A 13,732-nucleotide genomic window follows, 5' to 3' on the forward strand; every position below is an offset into this window, starting at 1 on the left:
GGTCCGGGGTGTCTTCCCGGTGCGGCCCTTCACGGGGTGCCACCGGGAAACAGCCGGGCCGGGGAGAGGAAGTCCAGGTCCGGGCGGGCGATTCCGCACACGAGGTCGGCCAGTGCCTCGCCGATCGCCGGTCCGAACTTGAACCCGTGCCCCGAGCACGCCGACGCGACCAACACTTGCGGTACGCCCGGCACTTCACCGACGATGAAACGCCGGTCGGCGGTCATCGTGTAGAGGCAGGTCAGGCTCTCGGTGACTGGTCCGGCGCCGGGCAGCACTTGGGCCACCGCCTCGGCGAGCAGGGCGAGTTCATCGTCGGTGGCTCGGGGGCGAGGAGCGTTCGGGTCCCAGGACGGGCCGCTGTCCAACCCGGCCTTGAGGCCGCGGCCGTCGGTCGCGGGGAACCCGTACAGGAGGCCTTGCGGCAGGTCGACGGAGAAGCTGCCGAGGCCGGAGGCGCCGAGCGGCCCCGCCGGGTCGGCGGCGAAGTAGGCGTTGACGATACGAGTGACCGTCAGATGCGGTGCCAGGGAAGGGACTTGGGCCGCCGTCCAGGGGCCGGTGCACAGCACGAGGCGCCGCGTGCGCAGGACTGCCTTGCCGGTGCGGACCACGACCTCGTCGCCGTCCGGTTCCCAGCCGAGGACGGGGGCGTGGTCATGGATGTGCGCGCCCGAGCGTTCGGCGAGGGTCAGTTGGGCGCGCAGCGTCTCCTGCGCGTCGATGATGCCGGCGCGCGGGTCGTGCACCGCGGTGAATCCGGTGGGCAGCCGCAGTCCCGGGAAGATCCGTGCCGCTTCCCGGGAATCGACTTCACGGCAACCGGGGCCGCGAAGGGGATCGGGTCGGTCCTCCGGCGCGGCGTACAACCCGCCGGTGATGTCGAGTAGTTGGGCCTTCGAGGCGCCCTCCAGCTCCGACCAGGCCCGGTAGGCGGTGTCGACCAGGGCGTCCCATTCGGGGTGCGGATAGGCGCGGCGGATCATCCGGGTCGCCCCGTGCGAGGAGCCCAAGTCGTGGTGCAGGCCGAACTGTTCGAGCCCGAGGACGTCGAGTCCGCGCGCGGCCAGGTGACGTAGAGCGGCGCTGCCGTGCACGCCCAGGCCGACCACGATCGCGTCGTGGCAGCGGGAGTTGGGGTGTGGGGTGTGCGGGGTGGAGGCGGGGACCGGTCCGGACACCGGGGCTGGGGGCGCGGGCGCAGGTTCCGAGGGCGATGCTGCGGAGCCGAAGCTCGGCGCCAGGCCCGGTGCGCCCGTGGGCGTGAGTGTGGGCGTGGCCCGAGGAACCGGGAGCGGCGGCACGGGCGTTGGGGGATCGATCCCCGGCTCCGAGGCCTCCGAGCCTGAATCCCCTGACCGCGAGCCCTCCGCCCCTGAGACCTCCGCCCCCGTCTCCCTCGGCCCCGCGTCCTCCGCCCCGGAGTCCCGCCGCCCCATGGCCGGCGCCGTACCGCGCCCGTGCAGGCAGACGATCTCCCGCACCGCCTCCACCAGCGCGTGCAGATCGTCCTCGTCGTTGTAGACGTGGACGGACGCCCGGACGACCTTGGTCAGGCCCCGGTGGTCCATGTCCCAGCGGCCGTGGCCCGCCGGTACCGCGATCAAGTGGACGCGGCGGTAGGCGAGTTGGCGTTGAACTTCGGAGGCGTCCAGGCCGTCGATCACGAAGGTGACGATGGCACCGCCCGCGGCGGGCGGGTCGGTGACGTGGACGCCAGGGAGGGCGGAGAGGTGTTGCCGCAGTGTGGCGGCGAGGCTGGCCAGGTGGCGGGCGACGGTGTCGACGCCGAGCGTGCCGAGGTCGGTCAGGGCGGCGCCGAGGCCGAGGCGCAACGCGTGGGCGGCTTCCCAGAGTTCGAAGCGTTTGGCGTCCGGGACCAGTTCCCAGCTTCGCTCGGCGGTCCAGCGGGCGCCCCGGACGTCGGGCGCCTCGGGGGCGAGCCGGTCCAGGAGCGGGCGGCGGACCGCGAGGAGGCCGGTGCCGCGTGGGCCGCGCAGGAACTTGCGGCCCGTTCCGATGAGCAGGTCGCAGCCGATGACGCCCATGTCCACCGGCAGTTGGCCGAGCGACTGGGTCGCGTCCAGCAGGAAGGGCACCCCGTGGGCACCGGCCAACGCGCCGATCCCGGCGGCGGGTTCGACCAGCCCAGAGGACGTCGGCACATGCGCGGCCGTCACCATCGCGGCCGGTCCCGCGCGCAACGCTGCCTCCAGGGCCTCCAAATCCACTGCTCCGTCAGGGCCGTTGGGAAGCAGCTCGACCAGGACGCCGTGGTCGCGTTCGACCGACAGCAGGTGCAGCGCGCTGCTGACGTAACTGGAACGGGCCGCCAACACCCGGTCCCCGGGCCGCAGTCGCAGCGCCGACACGGCCCGTTGCCAGCCGGCCGTCGCGCTCTCGACGAGGGCGACCTCCTCCAGCCGGGCGCCGAGGAGTTCGGCGGTACGCGCGTAGACGGCCTCCAGGGCGGGGGCGGCGTGTTTCGCGGCCTCGTAGCCGCCGGACAGGCTCTCCGCGCGAAGGTGGTCGATGACCGCCTCGACGGTGCCGTTGGCGAGCAGGGCGGCGCCCGCCGAGTTGAAGTGGTGGCCGGTGAACGAGCCGGGCGTACGGGCGCGTTCGGCCGCGACGTTCAGGGTGCGCGGGGGCGGTGGGTTCGGGGGCGAGGCGGCCGTCCCGGCCGTCACGGGCGCGCTCACAGGGCGATCGTCACGCTCTTGAGCTCGGTGAACCCGTCGACGGCGGCGTCGCCGAGGTCCCTGCCGAGGCCTGACTGCTTCATCCCGCCGAAGGCCACGGCGGGGTCGAACTCGTTGTACGTGTTGACCCACACGGTCCCGGCCTCCAGCGCGGCGGCCGTGCGATGGGCACGGGCCAGACTGCCGGTCCAGACGCCTGCGGCGAGGCCGTACTCGCTGTCGTTGGCCAGCGCGATCGCCTCCTCCTCGCTGTCGAAGGGCATGACCGTGGCGACCGGACCGAAGATCTCCTCCCGCGCGATCCGCATGTCGGGAGTGACCTCGGTGAACACGGTCGGCGGCACGAACCAGCCCGGGCTGTCCGGGAGTTCACCGCTCACGGCCACCTCGGCGCCCTCTGCGCGCCCGAGTTCGACGTAACCCGTGACGCGGTCGAACTGCTCCTGCGACACCAGCGGACCGATGTTGATACCGCCCGTGAGGCCGGGACCGATCCGCAGCGCCTCCACCGCCGGCACCAGCCGGTCCAGGAACTCCTTGACGACCGTGCGCTCCACCAGCAGCCTGCTGCCCGCCGTGCACATCTGCCCGGAGTGCCCGAACACCGCACGCACGGCGTTCGGTATGGCCGCGTCGAGATCGGCGTCGGCGAAGACGATGTTGGGGGACTTGCCGCCCAGTTCGAGCGTGAGCCGCTTCAACGACGGTGCCGCCGCGGCCATGATGTGCCGCCCGACCTCGGTGGACCCGGTGAAGGACACCTTGGCGACACCGGGATGGGCGACCAGTTCGGCGCCCGTACGACCGTCGCCGGTAAGGACGTTGACCACGCCCTCCGGCACGCCCGCCTCCAGGCACAGCGCGGCCAGCCGCAGCGCGGTGAGCGGAGTCTGCTCGGCCGGCTTGACGACGACAGTGCAACCCGCCGCCAGGGCCGGGGCGAGCTTCCAGGCCGCGATCATGAAGGGGAAGTTCCATGGCAGTACGGCGGCCACCACGCCAACCGGTTCGCGGACGCTGTAGACATGCCGGTCGGGACCGGCCGCGTGCACCGTGCCCTCCAGCCGCGTCGGGGTGCCCGCGAAGTGGCGGATGGCTTGGAGTCCCAACTCCACATCGCCCCGGGCGCGTTCGATGGCCTTGCCGTTGTCCAGGGTGTCCAGCACAGCCAGTTGCTCGGCGTCGCGCTCCACCAGGTCGGCGAGGCGCAGCAGGATGTCACGGCGCTGCCGGGGCGCCAGTCCGCGCCAACGGCGGTCCCGGTGTGCGGTGTTGGCGGCCTCGACCGCCGCCGATACCTCGGCGGAGCCAGCCTGGACGACGGTGGTCAGCTGCTCCTGGGTGGCGGGGTCGAGCACCGGGATGCGTTCCGTCGCGGTGCCGGTGGTCCACTCGCCGCCGATGAGCATGGGCTCGCAGTCCGGCAGTTGGGGGATGTCGATACTGGGGTCCACCTTGCTCTCCTTCACGCCTGGCGTCCGGGACGGTGAGTGGGGTCGGGCCACGGCTCGCGCACCGCCGTGGACACCGCGCGAGCTGTGGTCAGGACGCAGCGGTCGAACTCCGCCTCGCCGTGCTTGGAGTTGGCGTCGGTCACGTCCCTGCCCCAGACCCCGGTCTCGCTGACCTGGTCCATGCGGTAGTCCCAGAACGAGTCGACGTCGACATGGGAGGTGGCCCGCTCCATCCGGACCAGCTCCGGCGCCAGGTGCAGCATCACGGACGTCTCGAAGAAGTTGGCGTGCATCAACGCCCGGCCGTAGGTGACGTGTCCGTCGACCTCGGGACCCGGGTACATCGTCACGTACCCCAACGCGCGTACCCGGGCGTCCCGGTGACGGACCCTCAGTTTCTCGGCCGACACGTCGAGCGCGCCGTTGTTCCAGATGTGCCCGTTCAGCAGCACGAACTGCCGTACCCCAGAGGCGTAGAGCGAGTCGATGACGTCCTCGACGACGGCGATCATGGTCTCCGGCCGCAGGGCCACCGTCCCGGCGAAGTCGCCGTGCGACGCGGACACCCCGAAGCTCAGGGGCGGGACGACAGGCACGCCGGTCAGGGCGGAGACGCCGAGGGCGACCGCCTCGCAGATCCTGGTGTCCACGGCGAGGGGGAGATGGGGGCCGTGCTGCTCGGTGGCGCCCACGGGGATGATGATGGCGTCCTGGGCCGCGGCCGTGGACTCCGCCTCCGCCCAGGTCAACTCCTCCCACAGCACCGGCGATCCGGAACCGCCCAACCGCGCTGCGAGTTCGGGGACATCGAGCCCGGTGGGGACGGTTCGTCCGGACGGACCGGTGACGAAGACGGACGACATGGCTCTCCTCTCCTCGGGACCGATGGCGTTCGTCATCGGCGTGGACTCTTCTCGGGATCGACGGCGTTCACCATCGGCGTCGGCTCTTCTCGGGCAGCAGGTCCAGGGCGCGCAGCGGGACGGGCTTGTCCCCGTCGACCGTGGTGACCCACACGGTGGCGTCCGGGCAGTAGTCGCTGATGAGTTCGCGGCACACCCCGCACGGCGCGATGATCCGGAACCAACCCGCTGGCTTGATCTGCACCGAGACCACCGACGTGATGTTCAGCTCCGCCCCGGCGGGCAGGGCGCCCCGGGCGGTACCCATGGCCACCCCCTCGGCACAGATCGAGCTGCGCCGGCAGGAACCCTCCACATGGACCCCGGTGTGCACCCGGCCGTCGGCCGTACGCAGCGCGGTCGCGACCTCGTGGCGGCCCGACTGCCACACCTTGGCCAGCAAGTGCTGTGCGGTGGCGAGGAGTTCGACGTCGTCCTCGTCCATCGACGCCGGTACGGACACGGGCCGCACGCCCAGTGCGCTCATACCGTCAGCCCCAGCAGCCGGGCCATGTTGCCGCCCTCGACCAGCGCCCGGTCCTTTTCGTCCTCGACCGCCTTCGCGATCTTCATGCGCTCCAGGTCGAAGTCGGAGCCGGGCCACTCGCTGCCCATCAGGATCTTCTCGGGGCCCAGCCGCGCATAGGCCCGCTTGACGTCGCTCATCAGCGTCGCCGACGTCTCCAGGTACACGTGCGGCTGTCGTTCGGCCACGATGATCGCTTCCGGCACGTTCCAGACCGCCCCCATGTGCGCGATGATCGTGGGGACTTGGGGGTGGTCCCGGGCGATCTCCTCGATGGCCAGCGGCGCGCAGAACGCGTCGTCGAGAGCGTTGATCAGCACCAGCAGCCCGCGCCGCGCGCACGCCTCGAAGACCGGGTCGAGCAGGCCGTGGTCGGCGACGTGGTAGCCGTGCAGGCTCGGGTGCAGCTTCAGCCCGACCAGGCCCGCGTCGGCCATCCGGTCGATCTCGTCGAGCGCGTCGTCGGCCTGCGGCATCACCTGCCCGAACCCGAAGAAGCGGTCCGGGTACGAGGCCACCAGCGAGGCTATGAAGTCGTTCTCGATGCGCTGCGCGAGCGAGCACACCATGGCCATGTCCACCCCGGCCGCGTCCATCCGGTCGAGGATGCGGCGCGGTTCGAAGGGTTTGTACGGCGGCGGGGCCTGGCCTTTGCGGGCGCCGGTGAGGTAGTCGGAACGGCCGCGGACGTCCTGGGTGGTGTTGTACGCGTCGATGATCAAGGTGGTTCGTCCTTACTCGCTACTCGCGACGTGCTGCTCGCTGGAGACCAGGGGCAGATGGCAGCGCACACTGCGGCCCGGCGCGATCTCACGCAGCTCGGGCGCGCTGGTACGGCACCGATCCGTGGCGATCGGGCACCGGGTGCGGAACAGGCAGCCCTCGGGCGGATTCGCCGGATCGGGCAACTCGCCCTCCAGCACCTGCTGTTCGCGCGTGTCTCCGGGCCGCAGCACCGGAACGGAGGACAGGAGCGCCCGGCTGTAGGGGTGCGCGGGGGCGGCGAAGAAGGCGTCGCGGGAGGCGACTTCGATGATCTGGCCGAGGTACATGACCGCGATCCGGTCGGCGATGTGCCGTACGACGCCCAGGTCGTGCGAGATGAACAGCATCGTCAGGCCGCGGTCGCGGACCAGGTCGGAGAGCAGGTTCAGTACCTGGGCCTGGATCGACACGTCCAGTGCGGAGACCGCCTCGTCGGCCACCACGAACTGCGGTGACGAGGCCAACGCCCGTGCGATGCCGATGCGTTGACGCTGGCCGCCGGAGAACTCGTGCGGCCTGCGCCCGCCGGCCTCGGCGCCGAGACCGACCAGGTCGAGGAGTTCGGCCACCGCCTTCGCGGCCTCGGCGCGGGTGGCTCCGCGTGACCGCAGCAGCGGTTCGGCGACGATGTCGGCGATCCTGCGGCGCGGGTTCAGGGAACCGAACGGGTCCTGGAAGACCATCTGCAACTCGGCCCGTGTACGGCGCAGTTGGCTGCCACGGAGCCGGGTGAGGTCGGTGCCGTCGAACTCGATCCGGCCCGAGGCGGGTTCGATCACCCGCAACAGGGCCCGGCCGAGCGTGGACTTGCCGCACCCTGACTCGCCGACCAGACCGAGGGTCTCGCCCTGGAGGATGTCGAGGTCGACGTCCCGCAGTGCCCTTACCCGGCCGCCCGCCCGGCCCGGGTACTCGACGCGCAACTCGCGGGCCTGGATGAGCGCGGCGGTCATGCGATGCCTCCCTGGGAGCGGGCCGTGGCGCGGGCGGGCGAGGGCAGTACGCAGGCGTCGAGGTGCCCGTCGTCGCCGTGCCGCTGCCGCAGCACGGGCCGCTCGGAACACGCGTCGTGGACGAAGGGACACCGGGGCGCGAACGCGCAGCCGGCCGGCCGGTCCACCCCGGTCAGCGGGCTGCCCGCGATGGTCGGCAGCCGTCGTACGACAGGACCGTCGATCGGCGGGACGGAGCCCAACAACCCCATGGTGTACGGGTGTTGGGGGTGGAACAGCACCTCCTCGCGCAGTCCCTGCTCCACGATCCGGCCCGCGTACATCACCGCCACCCGGTCGGCGACCTCCGCCACGACACCCAGGTCGTGCGTGATCAGCAGGACGGAGGTGCCGTGGTCGCGCTGGACGCGTTTGAGTACGGCGAGCACCTGGGCCTGGATCGTGACGTCGAGGGCGGTGGTCGGCTCGTCGGCGATCAGTACCGCCGGATCATTGGCCAGGCCCATTGCGATCATCACGCGTTGGCGCATGCCCCCGGAGAGTTGGTGGGGGTAGGCACGTGCCGTGCGGTCCGGGCCGGCGATTCCAACCTCGCCGAGCAACTCGACCGCCCGGTCCATCGCCTGACCCCGCGTCACATCGCGGTGGGCGCGGATCATCTCGGAGACCTGGGCGCCCGCCCGGTGCAGCGGGTTGAGAGCGGCCAGCGCGTCCTGGAAGACCACCGCGATGTCCTTGCCGCGCACACCGCGCAACTCCCGCTCCGACGCGGCCACCAGGTCACGGCCCTTGAAGGTCGCCTCACCGCTGATGTGGGTGCGCGGGCCGCGGTTCAGGCCGACCAGGCTCATCGACAGGGCGGACTTCCCGGACCCCGACTCGCCCACCAGCGCGAGGACTTCACCCTGGTGGAGGGTCAGGTCCACGCCGTCGACGGCGGGCAGTCGGCCGCCCGGTACGTCGAACTGGACGCGCAGGTCCCGGACTTCGAGCACCGGCGCGGACGTCATGAGCCCTCGCCCACGGCCACGGCCGCCGTGTGGATCAGGTCGGCCACGCGCTCCGGCCAGACCAGGGTCGTGTAGTGGCTGCCCGGCACGTGCTCGACGGTGGCCTTCATCCGGGCCGCCATGTCGTTCTGGATCTCCGGGCGGAGCGTGCGGTCGTCGTCCGCGACCAGGTACCAACTGGGCAGCGTGCGCCAGGCCGGTTCGCCGGTCGGCTGCGTGAAGATGAGGTTGTCCGCCTTGCGTCCCTCCGCCTCCACCACGGCCCGCTGCTCCGGCGAGAGATCGGGACCTATCTCCGCCCAGAACTCCTCGCTCGTCTCGGACTTCCACTCACCGTTCGGGCCGCGCCGCATGTACTTGGAGATCTCGGCCTCCTCGTACCGCTCGACGATCTCGTTGACCGTCTCGCCCTCGTCCGGCCCGAACGCGGCTATGTAGACAAGCCCCTTGACCCGCGGATCACGGCCCACGTTGCTGATGACCGCGCCGCCGTAGGAATGTCCCGCCAGCAGCACCGGGCCCGTCGTCTCCGCCAGCACGGCCGCCGTGTTGGCGACATCGTCCTCCAGCGAGGTCATCGGGTTGGTGACGGTGAACAGCCGGTGACCGCGGGCGGCCAGCAGGGGCTGCACCGCCGACCAGGTCGTCGGCCGTCCGCCGGCGCCGTGGACCAGCACGATGTCCATGCGGGTCATCCTTTCCGTAGCCGCGGATCGAGGACCGTGTACAACAGGTCCACCGCGTGGTTGACCAGGGTGAAGAGGAGGGCGATGGCGAGGGCGGCGCCCTGCACGACGGGGTAGTCGCGTTGCAGGACGCCCTGGACGAGCAGGCGGCCGACCCCGGCGTACGAGAAGACCGTCTCGGTGATCACCGATCCGCCCAGCAGCGAGCCGAATTGGAGCCCGAGGACGGTCACGATGGGCAGCCAGGAGTTGCGCAGCACGTGGTGACGGATCACCACGCTCTCGCTCAGGCCCTTCATCCGGGCGGTCCGCACGAAGTCGTCGTCGAGGACCTCCAGCACGGAGGCGCGCACGATGCGGGTGATGAACCCGGCCATCGACAGCGCCAACGTGACGGCGGGGAGGATCAGATGCTGGATCCAGGGCCACACCAGCTCGGGGCGGTTCTGCAGGATCGCGTCCAGGAGAACGAAGTTGGTGGTCGGGTTGTAGTCGAGCGAGCTGGGCAGTCGGCCGAGTACCGGGAGCCAGCGCAGCCATACGCCGAACACGACGATGCCGAGCACGCCGAGCGCGAACCAGGGCAGCGAGAAGCTGACCGTGGCGACGGCCCGCGTCGACTGGTCGATCCAACTCCCCTTGCGCAGCGCCGCGATGACACCGGTGACGACGCCGAGCAGGACCGCGATCGTCATCGCCGCGAGCGTCAGCTCGATCGTGGCGGGGAGCGCGTCGCCGAGCAGACCCAGGACGCTGTTCGAGCCGTAGAACGAGGTGCCGAGCCGGAGATGCACCAGGTCGTTGAGGAAGCTGCCGTACTGGACGAGGAGGGGTCGGTCGAGGCCGAGTGCCTTGTTGACGCGTGCCTCGTTCGCCGCCAGTTCGGACGCCGAGAGGTTGTTGCCGCCTGCCGCGAGCGAGGTCGCCGGTGAGCCGGGGAGCAGGCGCATCGCGAGGAACACCAGGCTGGCCAGCGCGAACAGGACGACGGGGATGACCGCGAGCCGTCGGAGGACCAACAGGGCTGTTCCCGCTGCCCACTTGGGCCGGGGGAGAGGGAGCAGGGCGGTGGTCATGCCGGCCCCCGTACGTCGAGGGCGTCGCGCAGGTCGTCGCCGACGAAGTTGCAGGCGACGACGAAGAGAAGAGTGAACGTCGCGGGGAGGACGACCAGTCGGGGTGCCGTGTAGAGGAACTCCTGGCCCGCCTGGACCATGTATCCCCAGTCGGGCTGCGGGGGTTGGATGCCGAGGCCGAGGTAGGAGAGACCGGCGGCGAAGCCGGCCGCGATCGAGAGGGTCATGACGACCTGGGCGAGCATCGGTCCTGCGATGTTCGGGAGGAGTTCGCGGGCGAGGATGCGCGGGGTGCGGGTGCCGCCCAGCTTGGCGGCGACGACGTAGTCCCGGGCCGCCTCGCGGGCGGTCAGGGCGCGGGCCAGCCTGGCCAGACCCGGCGCGAGGGACACCCCGATCCCGAAGACCAGACTGACCGTGCCCGGCCCCGCGGCCGCCACCAGCAGGATGACGAGAAGGATGGACGGGAACGCGAGCGCGAGGTCCACGATCCGCATCAGCACCTGCTCCACGACACCGCCCGCATACCCGGCGACGAGTCCGATCCCGGTGCCCACGACGGCCGCCAGCGCGGTCGCCGCGAACGCCACCAGCAGCAACGGGCGGGCGCCGTGCACGAGTCGGGCCAGCTCGTCACGGCCCAGGTCGTCCGTGCCGAAGAAATGCCCCGCTGACCCCATCGGCAACAGTGCCGACGAGGTCTGACGCAGCGGATCCGCCTGGACGAACAGCGGCCCTACGGCGGCCACCAGCACCAGCGCGATCAGGACGGCCCAGGACAGCACGGCCGGCCAGGACCGTGCCAGCCGGCGCCGACGCCAGGCGGCGAGGACGGACCGCCCGGCGAGGGCGGACGGAGAGGCCTGCACGGTCGCCACGGGTGGTGGAGCGGTCGTGGTGTCAGACACTGGCCTTCTCCATGTAACAGCGGTGGTTGGCCAGCGCCGCCGTGTTCATGTGCTTCACGTGAGAGCCGCTCACCACGAGGTTGGCGAAGCAGGCCAGCATCGACAGCACCATGTAGTCCTCGGCCCAACGGCGCTGGATCTTCGTGTAGGCAGCCGTGCGCTGCGCGCCGAGGGGCAGGTTCTTGGCCGTGTCCAGCTCCGCCTGGAGCGACGCGACGTCCTTGAGCGTGTCCATGCCGGTGATGGTCGCGCCGTAGAGACCGGTGGGGCTGGCCATGGCCCCGACCATGTCGTTGGCGTCCGGGACGTAGGTGTTGCGCTCCCAGATCATCAGGTCGTGGTAGTCGTCCTTGCCGTCGAGGAGCCGGGTGAAGTAGGTGGCCGGGTCGACGGAGGTGGTGACCACCTTGAAACCGACGTCGGTCAGGTTCTGGGCGACGATCTGCGCGGCCTTCGGGTGCCAGGAGTCGCTCGCCGCCATGAGCCGGATACGACGGCCGCCCGCGCCCGCCTCGGCGACGAGCTTCTTCGCCTTGGCGACGTCCTGCGTGCTGAGGTCGGCGAGGCTGGTGTCGTAGCCGCTCTGCGCGGGCGGGATGGCGTAGCCACCGGGCAGGGCGCCGACGCCGTAGAAGGCCTGGTCGAGGATGGACTTGCGGTCGATCGCGAGGTTGATGGCCTGGCGGACCTTGAGTTCGGGGACGCGGCGGGCGTCGATCATCAGGATCGCGTTGGCGTTGTACGGCGTCTTGTAGACCGTCACCGAGTCGTCCTTGCGCAGCTGCGCGGCGGCGGAGTACGGGGTGAACTGGGTGGCCGAGATGTCGCCGCTGAGCAGCGAACTGACGATGGTCGACGGGTCCTGGACCTGGCGCAGCACCAGCCGGTCGACGGGCGGTCTGCCGAGGCGGAAGTCGTCGAAGGCCGTGAGGGTGATCGACTGGCCGGAGGTGGCGGCGGAGAAGGCGAAGGGGCCGGTGCCGACGAGGTGCTTGCCGATGTCGGCGCCGTACTTCTTCAGCGCGGCCTGGGAGATGATGCGGCCGCCGATGTCGGAGAGCTGGCCCAGGGTGGTGCGGTCCGGCTTCTTGAGGACCATCTTGACGGTGAGGTCGTCCGGGGCGGTCAGCGAGGCGACGTTCGCACCGAGGTCGGACAGCGGGCGGGTGGCGCCCTTGGGCAGTGTCTTGTCCTTCTCGTCGAACTGCCGGCCGAGGCTGGCCAGGACGTCCGCCGAGGTGAGCGTGGTGCCGTCGTGGAACTTGACGCCCTCGCGCATGGTGAAGGTGTAGGTGAGCTGGTCGTCGGAGATCGTCCAGCTCTTGGCCAGGTCGGGGGTGGGCTCGTTGGTCTCGAAGGAGATGAAGGTCAGGCCCCGGCAGATGCAGTCGACGGCCATCCAGTCGCCCAACGAGGTGTAGAACGACGGGTCGTTGACCGCGCTGGTGGCGTCGATGGCCAGGGTCAGCGTGCCGCCCTTGCTGCTTCCCTTGGCGTCGTCGGCCGCGGCACCGCAGGCACTGAGCAGGGCGGGGAGCCCGAAGCCGACTCCCACGCCGAGGAGCCCTGCGCCCCGGAGCATGGTGCGGCGCGACGCCGTCGACGGGGCGGAGCCGGGCGAGGACGATCCAGCTGACTGGTCCGGCATGTGGGCCTCCTTGGGCACCGATCCTCGAATAATGGATCTCAAAGTGTCGAGATTGGATCCAAAAACATGTTCACGGGCCACAGAGTCTCTCTCGTGTCCCGGGTGTTAAAGGCGTGTGAACCGAGCTGTGGTCGAGATCCGGTCACTACCGGCTACGCGCCGGACAGTCCTCGACGGCTCATCAACTCCGGCCAGACCACGGGGTCATGGCCGGGGATGAGTTCGTAGCCGCGTTCGGCGGCGATGCGCTTGAGGCGGCGGATGGGCTCGACGGTGCTCTCCGGATCGACACCGATCGAGGAGCCGATCGGGCGCTCGTGCTCGATGTTCTCGGTGAGATCGGCGGCGTCGAAGGCGAACACGAAGCCGCCGCCGTCCGCGAGGTCGACGACGAAACTCTGGTGTCCGGGGGTGTGCCCGGCGGTCAGCACGCAGGTCACGCCGGGCGCGATCTCCGCGTCGCCGTCGGCCTGTTGCCACTCGATCCGCGGGTCGTCGAAGTCGACGCGGAAGATCGAGTGGCGCTCTACGTCGGGCCGCCCGGACAGGCCGTAGGAGAGTTCCTCGCGTTGTACGTGCACCGGCACCCGCCCCGCGAAGTGCTTGAGCCCGCCCGCGTGGTCGGCGTGCAGATGACTGACGGCCACCGCGTGGATCGCGTCCATCGGGATGCCGGCCGCGTCGAGGGCCTCCTCCAGGGGCTCGCCGGGGCCCGGCAGGATCGGCCGGTAGTTGGGGGAGCCGTAGAAGCGGCGGCGCAGGGCCGGGTCCCGGATCAGTGCCGTGTTGAAGCCGGTGTCGAGCAGCAGCCAGCCGCCGTCGCACTCCAGGAGCACGGCCGGTACGGGTTCACGCAGCCGTTCCTCGTACGGGGCGCCGTGCACGGAGACGGACTTGGGGAGTTCCTCCCAGCCCAGCAGCAGGGGCACGATCCTGCGTACGCCGTGGCGGGTCATGAGGGGTGCGGGTGGGGCGGCTGGCGCATCGGCGTGATCCGTTCCGGGAGTGCATCATGGACGCCTGCGGGAGTGGGGGCTCGCCTGCGCGGGGATGGGCCATGGGGATCCACACTTTAAGTATGTGGATCCCAAAGGCGGTTGCG

The 13,732-nt window shown here is 70.8% G+C and carries 12 protein-coding genes; all 12 read right to left on the reverse strand.

The window, feature by feature from the left end:
- Window positions 1-29: 29 nt before the first annotated feature.
- The 12 genes from solA to OG496_RS52935 all read right to left on the reverse strand — a co-directional run bounded on the left by solA (window position 30) and on the right by OG496_RS52935 (window position 13,586).
- Window positions 30-2,702, reverse strand: a complete 2,673-nt coding sequence (gene solA, locus OG496_RS52880) for an N-methyl-L-tryptophan oxidase (protein ID WP_405976144.1) — start codon at window positions 2,700-2,702, stop codon at window positions 30-32.
- The gene (locus tag OG496_RS52885) at window positions 2,699-4,156 is read right to left on the reverse strand and encodes an aldehyde dehydrogenase family protein (protein WP_405976145.1); all 1,458 of its coding nucleotides are present in this window, start codon (window positions 4,154-4,156) and stop codon (window positions 2,699-2,701) included. Before OG496_RS52885 ends, solA begins: the two co-directional genes overlap by 4 nt.
- A gap of 11 nt (window positions 4,157-4,167) precedes the next feature.
- Entirely contained in the window at window positions 4,168-5,019 is an 852-nt protein-coding gene (locus OG496_RS52890; RefSeq protein WP_405976146.1) for a creatininase family protein, read from the reverse strand.
- Window positions 5,020-5,086: 67 nt separating this feature from the next.
- Complete coding sequence (locus OG496_RS52895) at window positions 5,087-5,545, reverse strand: cytidine deaminase (protein ID WP_405976147.1); 459 nt, start codon at window positions 5,543-5,545, stop codon at window positions 5,087-5,089.
- Window positions 5,542-6,306 (reverse strand): amidohydrolase family protein, encoded by a 765-nt coding sequence (locus tag OG496_RS52900; protein ID WP_365302983.1) that lies wholly within the window; start codon window positions 6,304-6,306, stop codon window positions 5,542-5,544. Before OG496_RS52900 ends, OG496_RS52895 begins: the two co-directional genes overlap by 4 nt.
- A gap of 12 nt (window positions 6,307-6,318) precedes the next feature.
- Window positions 6,319-7,302, reverse strand: coding sequence for an ABC transporter ATP-binding protein (locus tag OG496_RS52905; protein WP_405976148.1), 984 nt, complete (start codon window positions 7,300-7,302; stop codon window positions 6,319-6,321).
- A complete protein-coding gene (locus OG496_RS52910; protein ID WP_405976149.1) occupies window positions 7,299-8,312 on the reverse strand; it encodes an ABC transporter ATP-binding protein in 1,014 nt (337 codons plus the stop codon). Before OG496_RS52910 ends, OG496_RS52905 begins: the two co-directional genes overlap by 4 nt.
- Window positions 8,309-8,998: an alpha/beta hydrolase gene (locus tag OG496_RS52915; RefSeq protein WP_405976150.1), complete on the reverse strand. Its 690-nt coding sequence runs from the start codon at window positions 8,996-8,998 to the stop codon at window positions 8,309-8,311. Before OG496_RS52915 ends, OG496_RS52910 begins: the two co-directional genes overlap by 4 nt.
- Before the next feature lie 5 nt (window positions 8,999-9,003).
- A complete protein-coding gene (locus tag OG496_RS52920; RefSeq protein WP_366495846.1) occupies window positions 9,004-10,074 on the reverse strand; it encodes an ABC transporter permease in 1,071 nt (356 codons plus the stop codon).
- A complete protein-coding gene (locus OG496_RS52925; protein ID WP_405976151.1) occupies window positions 10,071-10,982 on the reverse strand; it encodes an ABC transporter permease in 912 nt (303 codons plus the stop codon). The genes OG496_RS52920 and OG496_RS52925 overlap by 4 nt, the downstream gene beginning before the upstream one ends.
- On the reverse strand, window positions 10,975-12,630 hold the full coding sequence (locus tag OG496_RS52930; RefSeq protein ID WP_405976152.1) for an ABC transporter substrate-binding protein: 1,656 nt from the start codon (window positions 12,628-12,630) through the stop codon (window positions 10,975-10,977). The genes OG496_RS52925 and OG496_RS52930 overlap by 8 nt, the downstream gene beginning before the upstream one ends.
- 152 nt (window positions 12,631-12,782) lie before the next feature.
- On the reverse strand, window positions 12,783-13,586 hold the full coding sequence (locus OG496_RS52935) for an N-acyl homoserine lactonase family protein (protein WP_405976153.1): 804 nt from the start codon (window positions 13,584-13,586) through the stop codon (window positions 12,783-12,785).
- Window positions 13,587-13,732: the final 146 nt, after the last annotated feature.

The sequence above is a fragment of the Streptomyces sp. NBC_00988 genome, from assembly GCF_045162645.1.
GTDB lineage: Bacteria > Actinomycetota > Actinomycetes > Streptomycetales > Streptomycetaceae > Streptomyces.

Excerpts from the sequence above, each read along its gene's own strand:
- OG496_RS52890 (WP_405976146.1), bottom strand. The coding sequence starts at position 5,019 with ATGTCGTCCGTCTTCGTCACCGGTCCGTCCGGACGAACCGTCCCCACC.
- OG496_RS52895 (WP_405976147.1), bottom strand. The coding sequence starts at position 5,545 with ATGAGCGCACTGGGCGTGCGGCCCGTGTCCGTACCGGCGTCGATGGAC.
- OG496_RS52905 (WP_405976148.1), bottom strand. The coding sequence starts at position 7,302 with ATGACCGCCGCGCTCATCCAGGCCCGCGAGTTGCGCGTCGAGTACCCG.
- OG496_RS52910 (WP_405976149.1), bottom strand. The coding sequence starts at position 8,312 with ATGACGTCCGCGCCGGTGCTCGAAGTCCGGGACCTGCGCGTCCAGTTC.
- OG496_RS52915 (WP_405976150.1), bottom strand. The coding sequence starts at position 8,998 with ATGGACATCGTGCTGGTCCACGGCGCCGGCGGACGGCCGACGACCTGG.
- OG496_RS52920 (WP_366495846.1), bottom strand. The coding sequence starts at position 10,074 with ATGACCACCGCCCTGCTCCCTCTCCCCCGGCCCAAGTGGGCAGCGGGA.
- OG496_RS52930 (WP_405976152.1), bottom strand. The coding sequence starts at position 12,630 with ATGCCGGACCAGTCAGCTGGATCGTCCTCGCCCGGCTCCGCCCCGTCG.
- OG496_RS52935 (WP_405976153.1), bottom strand. The coding sequence starts at position 13,586 with ATGACCCGCCACGGCGTACGCAGGATCGTGCCCCTGCTGCTGGGCTGG.